The 17049-nt window shown below is 41.5% G+C and carries 31 protein-coding genes; all 31 read left to right on the top strand.

Annotated features, from left to right (window positions below; all coding sequences use genetic code 11):
• Positions 1-72: 72 nt before the first annotated feature.
• The 31 genes from rpsL (at position 73) to AC1EKL_RS03360 (ending at position 17028) form a co-directional block, all read left to right on the top strand.
• A complete protein-coding gene (gene rpsL / locus AC1EKL_RS03210; protein ID WP_006916608.1) occupies positions 73-486 on the top strand; it encodes a 30S ribosomal protein S12 in 414 nt (137 codons plus the stop codon).
• Between the two features lie 23 nt (positions 487-509).
• Positions 510-980 carry a 30S ribosomal protein S7 gene (gene rpsG, locus AC1EKL_RS03215; RefSeq protein WP_480188315.1) on the top strand — a complete coding sequence of 157 codons (471 nt, stop codon included), beginning with the start codon at positions 510-512 and terminating at the stop codon, positions 978-980.
• Positions 981-1084: 104 nt separating this feature from the next.
• Complete coding sequence (gene fusA / locus AC1EKL_RS03220; protein WP_480188314.1) at positions 1085-3172, top strand: elongation factor G; 2088 nt, start codon at positions 1085-1087, stop codon at positions 3170-3172.
• Between the two features lie 301 nt (positions 3173-3473).
• Positions 3474-3782, top strand: coding sequence for a 30S ribosomal protein S10 (gene rpsJ, locus AC1EKL_RS03225; RefSeq protein WP_006916612.1), 309 nt, complete (start codon positions 3474-3476; stop codon positions 3780-3782).
• A 49-nt stretch (positions 3783-3831) separates the two neighbouring features.
• Positions 3832-4494: a 50S ribosomal protein L3 gene (gene rplC, locus AC1EKL_RS03230; protein WP_480188313.1), complete on the top strand. Its 663-nt coding sequence runs from the start codon at positions 3832-3834 to the stop codon at positions 4492-4494.
• 18 nt (positions 4495-4512) lie between these two features.
• Positions 4513-5136: a 50S ribosomal protein L4 gene (rplD, locus tag AC1EKL_RS03235; protein ID WP_480188312.1), complete on the top strand. Its 624-nt coding sequence runs from the start codon at positions 4513-4515 to the stop codon at positions 5134-5136.
• Positions 5136-5429: a 50S ribosomal protein L23 gene (rplW, locus tag AC1EKL_RS03240; RefSeq protein ID WP_006916615.1), complete on the top strand. Its 294-nt coding sequence runs from the start codon at positions 5136-5138 to the stop codon at positions 5427-5429. Before rplD ends, rplW begins: the two co-directional genes overlap by 1 nt.
• 25 nt (positions 5430-5454) lie before the next feature.
• Entirely contained in the window at positions 5455-6300 is an 846-nt protein-coding gene (gene rplB / locus AC1EKL_RS03245) for a 50S ribosomal protein L2 (protein ID WP_480188311.1), read from the top strand.
• Between the two features lie 35 nt (positions 6301-6335).
• Positions 6336-6617, top strand: a complete 282-nt coding sequence (rpsS, locus tag AC1EKL_RS03250; protein WP_480188310.1) for a 30S ribosomal protein S19 — start codon at positions 6336-6338, stop codon at positions 6615-6617.
• A 19-nt stretch (positions 6618-6636) separates the two neighbouring features.
• The gene (gene rplV / locus AC1EKL_RS03255; protein ID WP_006916619.1) at positions 6637-6984 is read left to right on the top strand and encodes a 50S ribosomal protein L22; all 348 of its coding nucleotides are present in this window, start codon (positions 6637-6639) and stop codon (positions 6982-6984) included.
• Positions 6985-6996: 12 nt separating this feature from the next.
• Positions 6997-7656: a 30S ribosomal protein S3 gene (rpsC, locus tag AC1EKL_RS03260; protein ID WP_006916620.1), complete on the top strand. Its 660-nt coding sequence runs from the start codon at positions 6997-6999 to the stop codon at positions 7654-7656.
• Positions 7657-7659: 3 nt separating this feature from the next.
• Positions 7660-8094, top strand: coding sequence for a 50S ribosomal protein L16 (gene rplP / locus AC1EKL_RS03265; RefSeq protein ID WP_006916621.1), 435 nt, complete (start codon positions 7660-7662; stop codon positions 8092-8094).
• On the top strand, positions 8084-8290 hold the full coding sequence (rpmC, locus tag AC1EKL_RS03270; protein ID WP_006916622.1) for a 50S ribosomal protein L29: 207 nt from the start codon (positions 8084-8086) through the stop codon (positions 8288-8290). Before rplP ends, rpmC begins: the two co-directional genes overlap by 11 nt.
• A 24-nt stretch (positions 8291-8314) precedes the next feature.
• Positions 8315-8581 carry a 30S ribosomal protein S17 gene (gene rpsQ / locus AC1EKL_RS03275; protein WP_464465157.1) on the top strand — a complete coding sequence of 89 codons (267 nt, stop codon included), beginning with the start codon at positions 8315-8317 and terminating at the stop codon, positions 8579-8581.
• Between the two features lie 70 nt (positions 8582-8651).
• Positions 8652-9020, top strand: coding sequence for a 50S ribosomal protein L14 (gene rplN, locus AC1EKL_RS03280; protein ID WP_006916624.1), 369 nt, complete (start codon positions 8652-8654; stop codon positions 9018-9020).
• 31 nt (positions 9021-9051) lie between these two features.
• Entirely contained in the window at positions 9052-9360 is a 309-nt protein-coding gene (gene rplX / locus AC1EKL_RS03285) for a 50S ribosomal protein L24 (RefSeq protein WP_464465158.1), read from the top strand.
• A 29-nt stretch (positions 9361-9389) separates the two neighbouring features.
• Positions 9390-9932, top strand: a complete 543-nt coding sequence (rplE, locus tag AC1EKL_RS03290; RefSeq protein WP_480188309.1) for a 50S ribosomal protein L5 — start codon at positions 9390-9392, stop codon at positions 9930-9932.
• Between the two features lie 18 nt (positions 9933-9950).
• A complete protein-coding gene (locus tag AC1EKL_RS03295; RefSeq protein WP_006916627.1) occupies positions 9951-10136 on the top strand; it encodes a type Z 30S ribosomal protein S14 in 186 nt (61 codons plus the stop codon).
• A 29-nt stretch (positions 10137-10165) separates the two neighbouring features.
• A complete protein-coding gene (rpsH, locus tag AC1EKL_RS03300; protein ID WP_006916628.1) occupies positions 10166-10564 on the top strand; it encodes a 30S ribosomal protein S8 in 399 nt (132 codons plus the stop codon).
• 27 nt (positions 10565-10591) lie between these two features.
• Positions 10592-11128, top strand: a complete 537-nt coding sequence (rplF, locus tag AC1EKL_RS03305; protein ID WP_480188308.1) for a 50S ribosomal protein L6 — start codon at positions 10592-10594, stop codon at positions 11126-11128.
• Positions 11129-11164: 36 nt separating this feature from the next.
• Complete coding sequence (gene rplR, locus AC1EKL_RS03310) at positions 11165-11530, top strand: 50S ribosomal protein L18 (RefSeq protein ID WP_040455851.1); 366 nt, start codon at positions 11165-11167, stop codon at positions 11528-11530.
• A gap of 21 nt (positions 11531-11551) precedes the next feature.
• The gene (rpsE, locus tag AC1EKL_RS03315; protein ID WP_480188307.1) at positions 11552-12061 is read left to right on the top strand and encodes a 30S ribosomal protein S5; all 510 of its coding nucleotides are present in this window, start codon (positions 11552-11554) and stop codon (positions 12059-12061) included.
• Positions 12062-12076: 15 nt separating this feature from the next.
• On the top strand, positions 12077-12259 hold the full coding sequence (gene rpmD, locus AC1EKL_RS03320; protein ID WP_006916632.1) for a 50S ribosomal protein L30: 183 nt from the start codon (positions 12077-12079) through the stop codon (positions 12257-12259).
• Positions 12260-12288: 29 nt separating this feature from the next.
• Positions 12289-12723: a 50S ribosomal protein L15 gene (gene rplO / locus AC1EKL_RS03325; RefSeq protein ID WP_006916633.1), complete on the top strand. Its 435-nt coding sequence runs from the start codon at positions 12289-12291 to the stop codon at positions 12721-12723.
• Positions 12723-14021, top strand: a complete 1299-nt coding sequence (gene secY, locus AC1EKL_RS03330) for a preprotein translocase subunit SecY (RefSeq protein ID WP_480188306.1) — start codon at positions 12723-12725, stop codon at positions 14019-14021. Before rplO ends, secY begins: the two co-directional genes overlap by 1 nt.
• Positions 14022-14037: 16 nt before the next feature.
• Complete coding sequence (locus AC1EKL_RS03335) at positions 14038-14700, top strand: adenylate kinase (protein WP_480188305.1); 663 nt, start codon at positions 14038-14040, stop codon at positions 14698-14700.
• Between the two features lie 132 nt (positions 14701-14832).
• On the top strand, positions 14833-15051 hold the full coding sequence (gene infA / locus AC1EKL_RS03340; RefSeq protein WP_006916636.1) for a translation initiation factor IF-1: 219 nt from the start codon (positions 14833-14835) through the stop codon (positions 15049-15051).
• Positions 15052-15083: 32 nt separating this feature from the next.
• The gene (gene rpmJ / locus AC1EKL_RS03345) at positions 15084-15200 is read left to right on the top strand and encodes a 50S ribosomal protein L36 (protein WP_006916637.1); all 117 of its coding nucleotides are present in this window, start codon (positions 15084-15086) and stop codon (positions 15198-15200) included.
• Between the two features lie 25 nt (positions 15201-15225).
• Entirely contained in the window at positions 15226-15591 is a 366-nt protein-coding gene (gene rpsM / locus AC1EKL_RS03350) for a 30S ribosomal protein S13 (protein WP_006916638.1), read from the top strand.
• Positions 15592-15616: 25 nt separating this feature from the next.
• A complete protein-coding gene (gene rpsK, locus AC1EKL_RS03355; RefSeq protein WP_006916639.1) occupies positions 15617-16003 on the top strand; it encodes a 30S ribosomal protein S11 in 387 nt (128 codons plus the stop codon).
• 83 nt (positions 16004-16086) lie between these two features.
• Positions 16087-17028 carry a DNA-directed RNA polymerase subunit alpha gene (locus AC1EKL_RS03360; protein ID WP_480190196.1) on the top strand — a complete coding sequence of 314 codons (942 nt, stop codon included), beginning with the start codon at positions 16087-16089 and terminating at the stop codon, positions 17026-17028.
• Positions 17029-17049 lie beyond the last annotated feature (21 nt).

Consider the following 17049-nt stretch of genomic DNA (forward strand, 5'->3'; position numbering starts at 1 on the left):
ACCATCCATTTTTTATAACCAAAAAAGAACCACCTGGATGTGTGGACTTAAATCAAAGAAAGGGGATTAATTATGCCTACAATTAATCAACTGGTTCGTAAGGGCCGGAAGAGCCACAAGGACAAGTCAAAATCACCTGCCTTGGGCTTTGTTTACAACAGTTTCAAGAAGGAAGAAGTTAAGACACCATCACCACAAAAGCGTGGGGTCGCCACTCGTGTTGGTACAATGACACCAAAGAAGCCTAACTCAGCTTTGCGGAAGTATGCCCGTGTTCGTCTTTCAAACTTGATTGAAGTAACGGCTTACATTCCTGGGATCGGTCACAACCTTCAAGAACACTCAGTTGTTTTAATTCGTGGTGGTCGTGTTAAGGACTTGCCAGGGGTTCGTTACCACATTATCCGTGGGACACTTGATACCGCCGGTGTTGAAGGTCGTCGTCAAAGCCGTTCTAAGTACGGTGCTAAGAAGCCTAAGGACTAATCTGCAAAGGGAGGAAATAGGAAATGCCTCGTAAAGGACATATTGCAAAACCAGAAGTATTACCAGATCCAATTTACAACTCAAAGCTGGTAACTAGTATGATTAACCACTTGATGTTAGACGGTAAGCGTGGTACTGCTTCCAAGATCTTATATCAAGCATTTAACGAAATTAAAGATCAAACTGGTAATGATCCAGTTGAAGTATTTGAACAAGCAATTGAAAATGTTCAACCAGCACTTGAAGTTAAGGCACGGCGGATTGGTGGTTCTAACTACCAAGTTCCAATTGAAGTTCGTCCAGACCGTCAACGGACACTGGCTCTTCGTTGGTTAACTCAATTCGCACGTCTTCGTGGTGAACACACCATGGTTCAACGGTTAGCTGCTGAAATTATTGATGCATCTAACAATGCTGGAGCCTCCATCAAGAAGAAGGAAGATACACTGCGGATGGCCGAAGCAAACCGGGCATTTGCACATTACCGCTGGTAATAAATTGAAACTGGTCGTCGACCAAGTTTCGCTGAGGGCGACGCAATATACTAATAACGTCACCCTTTTTTTAAAGAAAGATTTGAAGGGAGATACACAAAAAGATGGCTAACAAACGTGAATATCCACTTGGCAAGACCCGTAACATTGGTATCATGGCTCACATTGATGCCGGTAAGACCACAGCTACTGAACGGATCCTTTACTACACTGGTAAGATTCACAAGATTGGTGAAACCCATGATGGTGCTTCACAAATGGACTGGATGGATGAAGAAAAGGAACGTGGTATTACGATCACTTCTGCTGCTACTACGGCGGTTTGGAAGGATAATCGGATTAACATCATTGATACCCCAGGACACGTTGACTTTACTGTCGAAGTTGAACGGGCATTGCGGGTTCTTGATGGTGCCGTAACGGTTTTGGATGCTCAAGCAGGGGTTGAACCACAAACAGAAACTGTTTGGCGTCAAGCGGATGACTTTGATGTTCCACGGATTGTTTTTGCAAACAAGATGGACAAGATGGGTGCTAACTTTGATTATTCTGTTCAAACTATTAAAGATCGTTTGAACGTTACCCCATTGCCAATTCAATTGCCAATTGGTGCTGAAGATGACTTCGCAGGTGTAGTTGACCTTGTTAAGATGGTTGCCTATGTTTATGACGAAGATAAATTAGGTGCTAACTGGGATACTGTTGACATTCCTGATGATCTCAAGGATGAAGCTGAAAAGCGTCATGATGAAATGCTTGAAACATTAGCTGATGTTGATGACAACATCATGGAAAAGTACCTTGATGGTGCTGATATTTCTGTTGATGAAATTAAGGCTGCTATCCGTAAGGCAACCCTTTCACAAGAGTTATTCCCTGTTTTAGCTGGTTCAGCATACAAGGATAAGGGTATCCAAATGATGCTTGATGCAGTTATCGATTACTTGCCATCACCATTGGATGTTAAGCCATTTGTTGCCCATGATGCGGATGGCAACGAAGTTGAATTAACAGCTGGTGATGACAAGCCATTTGCTGCTTTAGCATTTAAGATTGCAACTGACCCATTTGTTGGTCGTTTGACATTCTTACGGGTTTACACCGGTTCACTTCAATCAGGTTCATATGTTTTGAACGCAACTAAGGATAAGCGTGAACGGATTGGTCGTTTGCTTCAAATGCACTCTAACCAACAACACGAAATTCCTGAAGTGTTCTCTGGTGATATTGCAGCAGCAATTGGTTTGAAGAACACCACAACTGGTGACTCATTAACTGATCCAGATCATCCATTACAACTTGAATCAATGGACTTCCCAGAACCTGTTATTCAGGTGTCTGTGGAACCTAAGTCCAAGGCCGACCAAGACAAGATGGATAAGGGGCTGCAAAAGCTTGCTGAAGAAGACCCAACGTTCAAGACGGAAACCAACCCTGAAACCGGTGAAACTTTGATTGCTGGGATGGGTGAATTACACTTGGACATCATTGTTGAACGTCTTCGTCGTGAATTCCATGCTGAAGTAACGGTTGGTAAGCCACAAGTTTCTTACCGTGAAGCATTCACTAAGCAAGCTAGTGCTCAAGGTAAGTTCGTTCGTCAATCTGGTGGTAAAGGTCAATACGGTGATGTATGGATCGAATTTACACCACTTGAAGAAGGTAAGGGCTTTGAATTTGAAGATGCCATCGTTGGTGGGGTTGTTCCTCGTGAATACATTCCAGCCGTTGAACAAGGATTGAAGGAAGCCATGGAAAACGGTGTTCTTGCCGGTTACCCATTAGTTGACATGCATGCTAAGCTCTATGATGGTAGTTACCACGAAGTCGACTCTTCTGAAGCGGCATTTAAGGTTGCTGCATCACTTGCTTTGAAGAATGCTGCTAAGAAGGCTGATCCAGTAATCCTTGAACCAATCATGAAGGTTGACATTGTTACTCCAGAAGATAATCTGGGTGACGTTATGGGTCACGTTACTGCTCGTCGTGGTTCTATTGATGGAATGGAAGAACGTGGGAATGCTCAACTTGTTCATGCCTTTGTCCCATTATCAGAAATGTTTGGTTATGCCACTACGCTTCGTTCAGCAACTCAAGGTCGGGGTACATTCACAATGACCTTTGATCACTACTCAGCTGTTCCAAAGTCTGTTCAAGAAGATATTATCTCCAAGAATGGTGGCAACAACTAATAATTTGATTTAAAAAGTTCGTACAAATCGTACGGGCTTTTTTTGTATCCAAAATTTTGTAACAGTTTTTTAACACAAAAATTGAAATTAATTATGCAAAACCCTTGCGGCGTCAATGATTCTCTAGTATTATGGTTAAGTGCTTGAATTTACCAAGGGAGTAGTATGCTCTAGAGTGTAAGTTTAAGATCACAGGCGATGAAGTGGAAGGTTGCGACACACCCGGCCGCTTTGCCACAGGATGTGGCGGTAATTTCCATGGAGCTAGTCAAATTTTAAATCTGACGAAGGAGGGAACATAATGGCAAAACAAAAGATTCGTATTCGTTTAAAGGCTTATGAACACCAAGTTTTAGACCAATCAGCTGATAAAATCGTTGAAACTGCTAAGCGTACTGGTGCTCAAATTTCAGGCCCAATTCCGTTACCAACTGAACGGACTTTATACACGGTGCTTCGTTCACCACACAAGTTCAAGAAGTCACGGGAACAATTTGAAATGCGGACCCACAAGCGTTTGATTGACATCGTTGATCCTACGCCTAAGACGGTTGACTCATTAATGAAGCTTGACCTGCCTAGTGGTGTTGACATTGAAATTAAGCTTTAATTAAAGCGTTAAACGACAAAATAAATCAAAATAAATTGGAGGTGTACTCATGACCAAAGGAATCTTAGGTAAAAAAGTCGGAATGACTCAAGTATTCACTGACAATGGTGAACTAGTTCCTGTTACTGTAATCGACGTTACACCAAACGTTGTTATGCAAATTAAGACTGTCGAAAATGATGGTTACAATGCTGTACAACTTGGTTTCGATGACAAACGGGAAATCTTGAGTAACAAGGCTGAACAAGGTCATGCAGCAAAAGCAAACACGGCTCCTAAGCGCTTCATCGGTGAAATCCGCGACGCTGAATTAGGAGACGACATTAAAGTTAGAGACGAAGTTAAGGCGGACATTTTCGCCGAAGGTGAAACAGTTGATGTAACTGGTATCACTAAGGGTCATGGTTACCAAGGTAACATCCATAAGGATGGTCAATCTCGTGGACCTATGGCACACGGTTCTCGTTACCACCGTCGTCCTGGTTCATTAGGTGCAATTATTAACCACGTTTTCAAGGGTAAGAAGCTCCCAGGTCGTATGGGTGGCAATACTCGTACTATGCAACACTTACAGGTTGTAAAGGTTGATACTGAAAACAATGTATTGCTCATTAAGGGTAATGTCCCAGGTGCCAACAAATCATACGTAACTATTAAAAACTCAGTTAAGGCTAACACTAAGAAGAGCCTTAGCAAGCAACACAATAATTAAGAAAGGAGGAAGTAAATTATGACTAGCGTTGCATTATTCAACCAAGATGGTAGCCAAAATGGCAATATTGATTTAAACGATGCAATTTTTGGTGTTGAAGTTAACGAAAATGCAGAATATGAAGCAATTATTCGTCAACGTGCTTCACTTCGCCAAGGGACACACGCAGTTAAGAACCGTTCAGCAGTTCGCGGTGGTGGTAAGAAGCCATGGCGTCAAAAGGGTACTGGACGTGCTCGTCAAGGTTCTATCCGTTCACCACAATTCCGTGGTGGTGGAATTGTATTTGGGCCTACTCCACGTTCATACAACTACCGTTTACCTCGCAAGGTTCGTCAACTTGCTATTAAATCAGCTCTTTCTCAAAAGGTTGCAGATGATAAGTTTGTTGTAGTTGATTCAATTAACTTTGATGCACCAAAGACGAAAGAATTTGCTAGTGTATTAGACAACTTAAAGGTCAACGAAAAAGTGTTGATCGTTGTAACTGACGATGATAAGAATGCGGAATTATCAGCACGGAACCTGTCAAAGGTTAATGTCGTTACACCTGCTGGTGTGAACATTTTAAACGTTGTTGACGCTCAAAAGATCGTCATTACTAAGTCAGCTCTTTCTCAAGTAGAGGAGGTGCTCGCATAATGGAAGCACGCGATATTATCTTACGTCCTGTTATTACAGAAGCATCTACTGCTGCAATGGACGATAAGCGTTACACATTTGATGTTGATTTACGAGCAACTAAGACACAAGTTAAGAATGCTGTCGAAGAAATCTTCGATGTTAAAGTTGTCAAAGTTAACATTATGAACATTAAGGGGAAGCAAAAGCGTCAAGGCCGTTACGTTGGCTACACTAAGCGTCGTCGTAAGGCTATTGTTCAACTTTCTGCTGACTCAAAGGAAATTAAGTTGTTTGCAGAAGACAACAACTAAACTTAAAAGTTAGGAGGAAAAAATAGTGGGAATTCGTAAATATAAAGGAACCACTAACGGTCGCCGTAACATGAACGGATTTGACTTCGCTAACATTACGAAGACTACTCCAGAAAAGTCATTGTTAGCACCTTTAAAGCATACCGCAGGCCGTAACAGTCAAGGTAAAATGACTGTTCGTCACCGTGGTGGTGGTACAAAGCGTCAATACCGTATCATTGACTTTAAGCGGAACAAGGATAACGTTCCAGCAACTGTTAAAGCAATTGAATATGATCCAAATCGTACTGCTAACATTGCATTGTTAGTATATGCTGACGGAACCAAGTCATACATTTTGGCACCTAAGGGACTTGAAGTTGGTATGACTGTAGAGTCTGGTCCAGAAGCAGATATTAAGGTTGGTAATGCTCTTCCATTGAAGAACATTCCGGTTGGTACTGTTATTCATAACATTGAATTGAAACCAGGAAAGGGTGGACAATTAACTCGTTCCGCTGGTGCTTCAGCTCAATTACTTGGTAAGGAAGAAAAGTATGTTTTAGTACGTCTTTCTTCTGGTGAAGTTCGGATGGTATTAGCAACTTGCCGTGCTACTATCGGTTCAATTGGCAATGAAGAACGTGCTTTGCTTATTAAGGGTAAGGCAGGACGTAACCGTTATGCGGGTCGTCGTCCACATGTTCGTGGTTCTGTTATGAACCCTAATGATCACCCACATGGTGGTGGTGAAGGTAAGCAACCAGTTGGTTTACCATCTCCACTTTCTCCATGGGGTAAGAAGACTGTTGGTAAGAAGACGCGTTCACACAAGGCTCGTTCCAACAAGTTCATCATTCGTGGTCGCAAGCGTGGTCCACATACTCGTTAATTTTAATTTGATAATACCTGAGAGGAGGTACAAATATGGCTCGTAGTTTGAAAAAAGGACCTTTTGCTGACGCATCATTGCTAAAAAAGGTCGAAGCACAAGCCGATAACGAAAAGAAATCAGTTATCAAAACCTGGTCTCGTCGTTCTACGATTTTCCCAAGCTTCATTGGATACACCTTTGCTGTTTATGATGGTCGTAAGCATGTGCCAGTTTACGTGCAAGAAGATATGGTTGGTCACAAGCTTGGTGAATTTGTTCCAACACGGACTTTCCATGGTCATGTATCTGATGACAAGAAGACTAAAGCTAAGTAATTAAGGAGGGAATTGAGTAATGGCTGAAAACGTTACTTCAGCTAAGGCAACTGCTAAGATGGTCCGTGTATCATCTCGGAAGGTTCGTTTAGTTTTAGATACTATTCGTAATAAGAGCGTTGCTGAAGCATTTGCTATTCTGAAGTTCACTCCTAATGGTGCTGCTTCAGATGTTGAAAAAGTATTGAAATCTGCTGTTGCAAACGCTGAAAATAATTTTGACCTTGATCGTGCTTCATTGGTTGTTTCAGAAGCTTTTGCAAACGAAGGACCAACCCTTAAGCGGTTCCGTCCACGTGCTAAAGGTTCTGCTTCTCCAATTAATAAGCGGACAAGTCATATTACAGTGGTTGTTACAGAAAAATAGGAGGAATGAATAGTGGGTCAAAAGATTAATCCTAATGGTTTCCGTGTTGGGGTCATTCGTCCATGGAGTGCTAAGTGGTACGCTGACAAAAAGCACTACGCTGAATACCTAAACGAAGACCTTCGGATCCGTAAATATATCGAAAAGCGACTTGCTGATGCCTCTGTCTCAACCATCGAAATTGAACGTGCCGCAAATCGCGTTAACGTTTCAATCCATACCGCTCGTCCTGGGATGGTAATCGGTAAAGGTGGTTCAGAAGTTGAAGCACTTCGCCTTGAATTAAACAAACTAACTGGTAAGCGTGTTCACATCAATGTTGTTGAAATTAAGAAGCCTGATTTGGACGCTCACTTGGTTGGTGAAAACGTCGCACAACAACTTGAAAATCGAATTGCCTTCCGTCGTGCAATGCGTGGAGCTATGCAACGCGCAATGCGTGCTGGTGCAAAGGGTATTAAGATCCAAGTTGCTGGTCGTTTAAATGGTGCAGACATGTCACGTGTTGAATCATACTCTGATGGTACTGTTCCATTGCATACACTTCGTGCAGATATTGATTACTCATGGGATGAAGCTCGTACTACCTATGGTGCTTTAGGTATTAAGACCTGGATCTACCGTGGTGAGGTTCTTCCTGAAAAGAAGAATAATTCAAAAGGAGGGAAGTAAAACATGCTAGTACCAAAGCGAGTTAAACACCGTAAGGTTCAACGTGGTCACCTTCGTGGTGAAGCCAAGGGTGGTAAGACGGTCGCTTTCGGTGAATACGGTTTGCAAGCATTGGATTCACATTGGATTTCAAACCGTCAAATCGAAGCTGGTCGTATCGCAATTACCCGTTACATGAAGCGTGGTGGTAAGGTATGGATTAAGATCTTCCCACACCTGTCATACACTAGCAAGGGTGTTGGTGTCCGGATGGGTAATGGTAAAGGTGCTCCCGAAGGTTGGGTTGCCCCTGTTAAGCGTGGCAAGGTATTGTTTGAAGTTGCAGGTGTTTCTGAGGAAGTTGCACGTGAAGCTTTACGCCTTGCCGGTACCAAGATGCCAGTTCGTACTAAGATTATCAAACGTGAGGAAGTAGGTGGACAATCTCATGAAGAGTAAAGATTTTGTAAAAGAACTGAATGGATTAACCACTGATCAATTGCTTAGCCGTGAAAAGGAATTGAAGGAACAATTGTTTAACTTACGTTTCCAATTAGCAACCGGCCAGTTGGAAAACACTGCAAGTCTTAAGAACGTTCGCAAGGACATTGCTCGGGTTAAGACAGTTCTTCGCCAACAAGAATTAAATAAATAAGAATACGAAAAGGAGGATTAGCGCATGAGTGACGAACGTAATGCACGTAAGGTGTACCAGGGTCACGTTGTTTCAGATAAGATGGACAAGACCATTGTTGTCTCAGTTGATACTTACAAGAGTGCTCCAATTTATGGTAAGCGTGTAAAGTACTCAAAGAAATTTTATGCCCATGATGAAAACAATGAAGCTCACACTGGTGACACCGTTCAAATCATGGAAACTCGGCCGCTTTCTGCAAAGAAGCGTTTCCGGCTTGTTAAGGTTGTCAAGAAGGCAGTTATTCTTTAGTGCTTTCTATTGCAATCCAATTTAATTCGTATTCTAATTCTTATAAAAAGATGGAAGGAGGACATTAACCGTGATTCAACAAGAAAGTCGGTTGAAGGTCGCTGATAACTCTGGTGCCCGTGAGATTTTAGTAATCAAGATTCTTGGCGGTTCCCGAGTTAAGACCGGTAATATTGGTGATATTATTGTTGCTACTGTTAAACAAGCAACACCAGGTGGCGTTGTCAAAAAGGGTGACGTTGTCAAAGCTGTTGTTGTACGGACTAAACATGGTCTGCACCGTAAGGATGGTTCATACATCAAGTTTGATGAAAACGCTGCTGTTTTGATTAACAACGACAAGAGCCCTAAGGGTACCCGTATTTTTGGCCCAATCGCTCGTGAGTTACGTGATGACGACTTCATGAAGATCGTTTCACTGGCCCCAGAAGTTCTTTAAGATTACCCAAAATAAGGAGGTGCACTACCACATGTTTTTAAAGACAGGTGACAAAGTTCGCGTCATTACCGGTAAGGACAAGGGTAAGGAAGGTACTATCAAGAAGACCCTTGCTAAAGAAAACCGTGTAATCGTTGAAGGAATTAACAAAATTAAAAAACACCAGAAGCCAAGTAATTCTAACCCAAATGGTGGGATTGTTGACACTGAGGCGCCAATTCAAGCATCAAATGTGATGTTAATTGATCCATCAACTAACGAACCAACTCGTGTTGGCTTCAAAGTTGTTGACGGCAAGAAAGTTCGGATTGCCAAGAAGTCTGGTAAGCAAATCGATTAATATAAAAAGAAAGGAGGAAAATATTTCTCATGGAAAACCGTTTAAAGGCTAAGTACGAAAATGAAGTTCGTCCATCATTAATTGAAAAGTTTAATTACTCTTCTGTAATGGCTGCTCCTAAGATCGAAAAGATCGTTCTTAACATGGGTGTTGGTGATGCAACTCAAAACTCAAAGAACCTTGATGAAGCAGTTGAAGAATTAGGTTTAATCGCTGGTCAAAAGCCTATGATTACTAAGGCAAAGAAGTCCATTGCCGGTTTCCGTTTACGTGAAGGTATGAAGATTGGTGCCAAGGTTACATTACGTGGTGAACGTATGTATGACTTCTTGGACAAGTTAGTTAACGTTTCACTTCCTCGTGTTCGTGACTTCCATGGTGTTTCAAATAATTCATTTGATGGTCGTGGTAATTACACACTTGGTGTACGTGAACAATTAATTTTCCCAGAAATTAATTATGATAACGTTAAGCGTGTTCGTGGTTTAGATATTGTTATTGTTACAACCGCAAACACCGATGAGGAATCACATGAATTATTGGCACAATTGGGTATGCCATTCGCTAAGTAAAAGGGAGGTTTCACAAAAGTGGCTAAAAAATCAATGATTGCTAAGTGCAAGCGTCCAGCTAAGTTCTCATCACGTGAATATACACGTTGTGAGCGTTGCGGCCGTCCGCACTCAGTTTACCGTAAATTCCACCTATGCCGGCTTTGCTTACGCGACCTTGCCCATGAAGGTAAAATCCCTGGCATGAAGAAGGCTAGTTGGTAAACAATTCGACAAAAGGAGGAAAAACATCGATGTCTATGAGTGATCCAATTGCAGATTTCTTAACTCGTATTCGTAATGCTAACATGGCACACCACGAAACAGTTGAAGCACCTGCATCAAAGATGAAGAAGGACATTGCTGAAATCTTAAAACAAGAAGGTTTTGTACGCGATGTTGAATATGTTGATGACAACAAGCAAGGCATCATCCGTGTATTCTTAAAGTATGGTCAAGATGGCGAACAAGTAATTTCTGGCTTGAAGCGTATTTCTAAGCCAGGTCTACGGACTTACGTTAAGGCTGACGCGGTACCAAAGGTTCTGAATGGTTTAGGCATTGCTATCATCTCAACATCAAATGGTGTTGTTACTGATAAAGTTGCTCGTGCCAAGAAGGTCGGCGGCGAAGTTATTGCTTACGTTTGGTAAAAAGAATAGTCGATAGGAGGTGTATTTATGAGTCGTATTGGTTACAAGGAAATTGACTTGCCAGAAGGCGTTGAGGTTTCACAAAAGGGTAGTGTTGTTACTGTTAAGGGACCAAAGGGGACTTTAACTCGTGAAATTTCACCACTAATTACGATGACCGTTGATGGCAACGTCGTAAAGTTCGACCGTTCCAGTGATGATAACCGTAACCGTTCATTACATGGTACTACCCGAGCTAATGTTAATAACATGGTTGAAGGGGTTGTTAATGGTTACTCCAAGACCTTGAAGCTTGTTGGAGTTGGTTACCGTGCACAAATGAAGGGTAAGACATTAGTTTTAACTGTTGGCTATTCCAACCCTGTTGAAGTTGATGTTCCTGAAGATCTTGAAGTAAAAGTTCCTAACAATACTACTATTGAAATTAGTGGTATTAATAAAGAAGAACTTGGAGAATTTGCGGCTTATGTACGTTCAATTCGTTCACCAGAACCTTACAAGGGTAAGGGGATTCGTTACGAAAATGAACACATTATCCGTAAGGAAGGTAAGACTGGTAAGTAATAACTTATTAGTTAGACAATCATATATAATATAGAGGTGACAGTTGTGATTTCAAAACCAGATAAGAACAAAGTCCGTCAACGTCGTCATAAGCGCGTTCGCGGCAAAATCTCTGGTACTGCAGAGCGCCCACGTTTAAGTGTTTACCGTTCTAACAAAAACATTTACGCTCAAGTTATTGATGACGTAAAGGGTGTGACGCTCGCAAGTGCCTCAACTTTAGACAGTGAAGTTAGCGGCAAGACTAAGTCAGAAAAGGCTGCAGGTGTTGGTGCATTAGTTGCAAAGCGTGCTAATGAAAAGAATATCACTAACGTCGTATTTGATCGTGGGGGTTACCTTTACCATGGTCGTGTTCAAGCCTTGGCTGAAGCTGCTCGTGAAAACGGACTGCAATTCTAAAAGAAGGAGGAAAAACCCGTAATGGCTAAATCAACTTATATTGACCCAGCTAAATTAGACCTTGATGATCAAGTTGTAGCTATCAACCGGATTACTAAGGTTGTTAAAGGTGGTCGTCGGATGCGGTTTGCTGCCTTAGTCGTTGTCGGTGATCGGAATGGTCACGTTGGCTTCGGTACTGGTAAGGCGCAAGAAGTTCCTGAAGCAATTCGTAAGGCTTCTGCTGCGGCTCAAAAGAACTTGATTGAAGTACCAAAGGTTGGTACAACAATTCCACACGAAGTTATTGGTACTTTTGGCGGTGGTAAGATTATGCTTAAGCCTGCTGTTGAAGGTTCTGGGGTAGCTGCTGGTGGTGCCGTACGTAACGTTATGGAACTAGCTGGTATTGATGATGTTACTTCAAAGCGTTTGGGCTCTAATACGCCAATTAATGTTGTGCGTGCAACGTTTGAAGGCTTGAAGTCATTGAAGAGTGCCGATGAAGTTGCTAAGCTTCGTGGTGTTTCAGCTGAACACCTCGATGAATAATAGGAGGACAAAATAATGGCTAAAGTTAAAGTTACTTTAATCCGGAGTGCTGCCCACCGTGAACCAACTCAACGTCGGACAGTTAAGGCATTAGGCCTCGGTAAGTTACACAGCTCCGTTATTCTCCCAGATAACGCAGCTACTCGTGGTGCAATTTTTAAAGTTGCTCACCTGGTTTCAATTGAAGAAGTTAAGTAATACATTTTTATACAAGGAGGTGCAACCTAATGAAATTAAATGAATTAAAGCCTTCTGAAGGTTCCCGTTTTAAGCGTCTTCGTAAGGGACGTGGGTTATCATCAGGTCATGGTTTTACTTCTGGTCGTGGTACTAAAGGTCAAAAGGCTCACGGCAAGACCCGTCTTGGATTTGAAGGGGGTCAAATGCCTCTGTACCGGCAAAAACCAAAGCGTGGTTTTACTAGTATGAATCATAAGGACTATGCTTTAGTTAACTTAGCAGCGCTTAATAAGTTTGATGATGGTGCTGAAGTTACTCCTGACACATTAGTTGAAGCTGGTATTGTTAAGAACGCTAAGAATGGTGTTAAGGTTCTTGGTAGTGGTAAGTTGGCTAAGAAGCTAAATGTAAAAGCTAACAAGTTCTCTGCTTCAGCTGTAGAGGCAATTGAAGCTGCTGGTGGTAAGACTGAGGTGATCTAATGTTCACAACCGTCAAAAATGCATTTAAGGTTAAGGAAATTCGAAGTAAAATTCTGTTTACCTTATTTGTATTGATTGTTTATCGGTTAGGTGCATCCATCACTGTTCCAGGTGTTAATGCTGCTGCATTAGCGCAAATTTCCTCAACTGGATTAGCTTCAATTTTGAATACGTTTAGTGGTGGTGGATTGGAAAATTATTCCGTCTTTGCAATGGGAGTTTCTCCTTATATCACTGCACAAATTGTTGTTCAGTTGTTGCAAATGGACATCGTGCCAAAATTTGTTGAATGGAGTAAGCAAGGGGAAGTTGGTCGTCGGAAACTGAATCAGGCAACAAGATGGTTAACAATCCTTTTAGGTTTCATCCAGTCAATCGGAATTACGGCCGGATTCAATGCATTAAGCACTATTAAATTGGTGAACAATCCGGGTGTGAGAACATATTTAACAATTGGTTTGATTTTAACTGCCGGGACAATGTTTGCTACGTGGCTTGGTGATATGATTACCGAGCGGGGGTTAGGAAACGGTGTTTCGATGTTAATCTTTGCCGGAATTGTTGCACAATTTCCGAAGGGATTACAGCAGTTATGGGATGACCAAATTGTTGGCGAATCCGGATCAGCATTATGGGCTGGAATTGGTTTTATTGCAGTGGTCGCACTTTGTTTGTTGATCATCGTTGCTTTTGTAACGTGGGTTCAACAAGCAGAACGGCGTTTACCAATTCAATATACAAGAAGGACGACTACTTTGCCAAAAAGTAGTTATTTACCGTTGAAAATCAACGTTTCTGGAGTGATTCCGGTTATCTTTGCTGGATCATTTATTTCGACTCCACAGACGATTTTAATGGCTTTTCAACGAACACACGGTGGCGATTCTTGGTATCAAATAATGACGAATATTTTTAATATGCAGTCAGGGCCAGGGATTACATTGTATACATTACTTATTATCATTTTCACTTTCTTCTATGCTTTTGTGCAGGTTAACCCTGAAAAGTTAGCTGAGAATTTACAGAAACAAGGAAGTTATATTTCTGGTGTTTGGCCAGGTAAGGGAACACAGACTTTTGTTTCCCACCTGTTAATGCGGCTTTCAACAGTCGGCTCCCTTTTTCTAGGAATTATTTCATTAATTCCATTGATTGCAAGTAATGTGTGGAACCTTAGCCAGTCAATTGGTTTAGGTGGTACTAGTTTGTTGATCGTTGTTCAAATTGCTTTGGATGTAAACCGGCAATTAAATGGATTAACAATGAAACGTGAATATATTGGATTTATCCATGATTAAGTAGGAGGACACTGCTATGAGTATGAACCTCGTTTTGATGGGTTTGCCAGGTGCCGGTAAAGGTACTCAAGCTCAAAAGATTGTTGAAGACTTCGATATCCCGCATATTTCGACTGGTGATATTTTTCGTGCAGCGATGAAAAATGGAACGCCGATGGGCAAAGAAGCTAAGAAGTATATCGATAAAGGTGAACTGGTTCCAGATGAAGTTACAAATGGAATTGTCGAAGAACGGTTAGCCAATGATGATACTAAAGATGGCTTCATGTTGGATGGCTTTCCTAGAAATCTTGTTCAAGCGAATGCTTTGAACAAGATGCTGGAAAACAAAGGTCGTTGCTTAGATGCCGTGATTAACATTCACGTTGAACCTGATGTTCTAGTTGATCGTTTATCAGGTCGATTCATTTGTAAGAATTGTGGTGCTACTTATCATAAGTTGTACAACCAACCTAAGGTAGAAGGGACTTGTGATGTATGTGGTCATCATGAGTTCTTCCAACGTGATGATGATAAGCCCGAAACGGTTAAGAATCGTCTTGATGTTAATATTAAGTTGAATACACCATTAGTTGATTTTTATGAAAAGCAAGGGATTTTGCATCAAATCAATGGTGAACAAGATATTGATAAGGTTTATCAAGATGTTAAGCAAGTATTAGAAAACCTTACAAAGTAGATTGCGACGATACTCTTGCGCAAAACAACGGTCTATGTTAAACTATGCAAGGTTTATCTGGCTCGTAGTGGGTAGCGTTTAAGCAACCCACCTTTTTACGTAATTTTAAGTCCGGCAAGGAGGAACCATTCAGTGGCAAAAGCTGATGTAATCGAAGTCGAAGGTAAAGTGACTGAAACTTTACCGAATGCAATGTTTAAAGTTCAACTGGAAAATGGGGTAGAAATTTTAGCTCACGTTTCTGGTAAGATTCGGATGCACTACATTAAAATTTTACCTGGAGACCGTGTTAAGGTTGAAATGTCCCCTTATGATCTGACCAAGGGTCGGATTACTTTCCGGTTTAAATAGGTCTTAGTCTATACCAGAGGAGGATTTTCATAATGAAAGTACGACCATCAGTAAAAAAGATGTGCGATAATTGTAAGATTGTTAAGCGTCGTGGTCGGGTTATGGTTATTTGCTCTAACCCTAAACATAAGCAACGTCAAGGTAAGTAATTTTTAAGGAAACGGAGGTGTAAAAATGGCTCGTATTGCTGGTGTCGATTTACCTCGTGATAAGCGAATTGTAATCGGCTTAACATACATTTATGGTATTGGTAACTCAACTGCACAAAAGATTTTGGCAGATGCTGGCGTGTCTGAAGATGTTCGTGTACGTGATTTAACACCGGATCAAGAAGAAAAGATTCGTTCACAAGTTGAAAACATCAAGGTTGAAGGTGATCTTCGCCGTGAAGTTTCATTAAACATCAAGCGTCTACAAGAAATTGGTTCTTACCGTGGGATGCGTCACCGTCGTGGTTTACCTGTTCGTGGTCAACACACGAAGAATAATGCACGTACTCGTAAGGGTAAGGCAGTTGCAATTGCTAACAAGAAGAAATAATTAAGTAAAGGAGGTTAGTTAGTTTATGGCAGTCAAAAAAACGCGGAAGCGTCGTGCAAAGAAGAATGTTGAAACTGGTGTTGCTCACATTCACTCAACATTTAACAACACTTTAATTATGATTACTGATGTCCAAGGTAACGCTGTTGCCTGGTCGTCAGCAGGTGTTTTAGGCTTTAAAGGTAGTCGGAAGTCCACTCCATTTGCTGCACAAATGGCATCTGAGGCGGCTGCAAAGCAAGCAATGGAACATGGTATGAAGACTGTTGAAGTTGCTGTAAAGGGTCCAGGTTCTGGTCGTGAATCTGCTATTCGTGCACTTCAAGCAACTGGTCTTGAAGTTACTGCAATTCGTGATGTAACTCCAGTACCACATAACGGTTCTCGTCCTCCAAAGCGTCGTCGTGTTTAATAGTGCATCATTAACGGCGGTGTTTAAGCCAGATGCCTTTTTGGGAAATACGATCCACGTTTTGAAAGGGGTACTAGAGTAGAATGATCGAATTTGAAAAACCAAACATTCACAAAGTTGAAGAAACCGATAATTACGGTAAGTTTGTTGTAGAACCACTTGAACGTGGTTATGGGACAACCCTCGGGAACTCTCTTCGTCGTGTTATGCTTGCTTCATTACCGGGAGCTGCAATTACCAGTATTAATATTGATGGTGTATTGCATGAATTTAGCACTGTTGAAGGGGGTACGGAAGACGTTACTCAAATCATTTTGAACTTAAAGAAGGTATCCTTGCGGATTGACTCTGAAGATCAAAAGAATTTGGAATTAGACGTTAAAGGTCCTGCAGAAGTAACAGCCGGGGACATCCAAGGTGATGGCGACGTTACTGTTTTGAATCCAGATCTCCACATTGCAACAGTCGCGGATGGTGCAGAATTGCATATTCAAATGACTGCTGATAAGGGGCGTGGATACTCCTCTGCTGATGATAATAAGGCACGGATGGATTTAGCGATTGGAGTTTTACCAATTGATTCCATCTATACCCCAATCGAACGTGTAAATTACACCGTTGAAAACACTCGGGTTGGTCAAAATAATGACTATGACAAGTTGACTCTTGATGTTTGGACCAATGGTTCATTAACACCAACAGAGGCTGTAAGTCTTGCTGCTAAGATTCTGACGTCACACTTAACAATGTTTGTTAACTTAACTGAAGAAGCTCAAAGCGCCCAAGTTATGGTTGAACGGGAAGAATCACATCAAGAAAAGGTACTTGACAAAACAATTGAAGAACTTGATCTATCAGTACGTTCATACAATTGTCTTAAGCGGGCAGATATTCAAACCGTTAAGGACTTAACTGAAAAAACTGAGGCTGATATGATGAAGGTTCGTAATTTAGGACAAAAATCACTTGATGAAATTAAGATCAAGCTAAATGAACTTGGTGTTGGATTTCGCCAGGAAGATTAATTTTTAATTTAAAAGGAGGGA

Source organism: Limosilactobacillus sp. C0001E2, assembly GCF_056590915.1.

Coding starts and splice junctions, on each gene's coding strand:
- rpsG (WP_480188315.1), top strand. CDS start 510: ATGCCTCGTAAAGGACATATTGCAAAACCAGAAGTATTACCAGATCCA.
- AC1EKL_RS03360 (WP_480190196.1), top strand. CDS start 16,087: ATGATCGAATTTGAAAAACCAAACATTCACAAAGTTGAAGAAACCGAT.
- rpsQ (WP_464465157.1), top strand. CDS start 8,315: ATGAGTGACGAACGTAATGCACGTAAGGTGTACCAGGGTCACGTTGTT.
- rplO (WP_006916633.1), top strand. CDS start 12,289: ATGAAATTAAATGAATTAAAGCCTTCTGAAGGTTCCCGTTTTAAGCGT.
- secY (WP_480188306.1), top strand. CDS start 12,723: ATGTTCACAACCGTCAAAAATGCATTTAAGGTTAAGGAAATTCGAAGT.
- rpsH (WP_006916628.1), top strand. CDS start 10,166: ATGTCTATGAGTGATCCAATTGCAGATTTCTTAACTCGTATTCGTAAT.
- rpsJ (WP_006916612.1), top strand. CDS start 3,474: ATGGCAAAACAAAAGATTCGTATTCGTTTAAAGGCTTATGAACACCAA.
- rplV (WP_006916619.1), top strand. CDS start 6,637: ATGGCTGAAAACGTTACTTCAGCTAAGGCAACTGCTAAGATGGTCCGT.
- rplX (WP_464465158.1), top strand. CDS start 9,052: ATGTTTTTAAAGACAGGTGACAAAGTTCGCGTCATTACCGGTAAGGAC.
- AC1EKL_RS03335 (WP_480188305.1), top strand. CDS start 14,038: ATGAGTATGAACCTCGTTTTGATGGGTTTGCCAGGTGCCGGTAAAGGT.
- rpsM (WP_006916638.1), top strand. CDS start 15,226: ATGGCTCGTATTGCTGGTGTCGATTTACCTCGTGATAAGCGAATTGTA.
- rplP (WP_006916621.1), top strand. CDS start 7,660: ATGCTAGTACCAAAGCGAGTTAAACACCGTAAGGTTCAACGTGGTCAC.
- rpmD (WP_006916632.1), top strand. CDS start 12,077: ATGGCTAAAGTTAAAGTTACTTTAATCCGGAGTGCTGCCCACCGTGAA.
- rpmC (WP_006916622.1), top strand. CDS start 8,084: ATGAAGAGTAAAGATTTTGTAAAAGAACTGAATGGATTAACCACTGAT.
- rpsS (WP_480188310.1), top strand. CDS start 6,336: ATGGCTCGTAGTTTGAAAAAAGGACCTTTTGCTGACGCATCATTGCTA.
- rpsE (WP_480188307.1), top strand. CDS start 11,552: ATGGCTAAATCAACTTATATTGACCCAGCTAAATTAGACCTTGATGAT.
- rplF (WP_480188308.1), top strand. CDS start 10,592: ATGAGTCGTATTGGTTACAAGGAAATTGACTTGCCAGAAGGCGTTGAG.
- rpmJ (WP_006916637.1), top strand. CDS start 15,084: ATGAAAGTACGACCATCAGTAAAAAAGATGTGCGATAATTGTAAGATT.
- rplD (WP_480188312.1), top strand. CDS start 4,513: ATGACTAGCGTTGCATTATTCAACCAAGATGGTAGCCAAAATGGCAAT.
- rpsL (WP_006916608.1), top strand. CDS start 73: ATGCCTACAATTAATCAACTGGTTCGTAAGGGCCGGAAGAGCCACAAG.
- rplC (WP_480188313.1), top strand. CDS start 3,832: ATGACCAAAGGAATCTTAGGTAAAAAAGTCGGAATGACTCAAGTATTC.
- rpsK (WP_006916639.1), top strand. CDS start 15,617: ATGGCAGTCAAAAAAACGCGGAAGCGTCGTGCAAAGAAGAATGTTGAA.
- rplW (WP_006916615.1), top strand. CDS start 5,136: ATGGAAGCACGCGATATTATCTTACGTCCTGTTATTACAGAAGCATCT.
- fusA (WP_480188314.1), top strand. CDS start 1,085: ATGGCTAACAAACGTGAATATCCACTTGGCAAGACCCGTAACATTGGT.
- rplE (WP_480188309.1), top strand. CDS start 9,390: ATGGAAAACCGTTTAAAGGCTAAGTACGAAAATGAAGTTCGTCCATCA.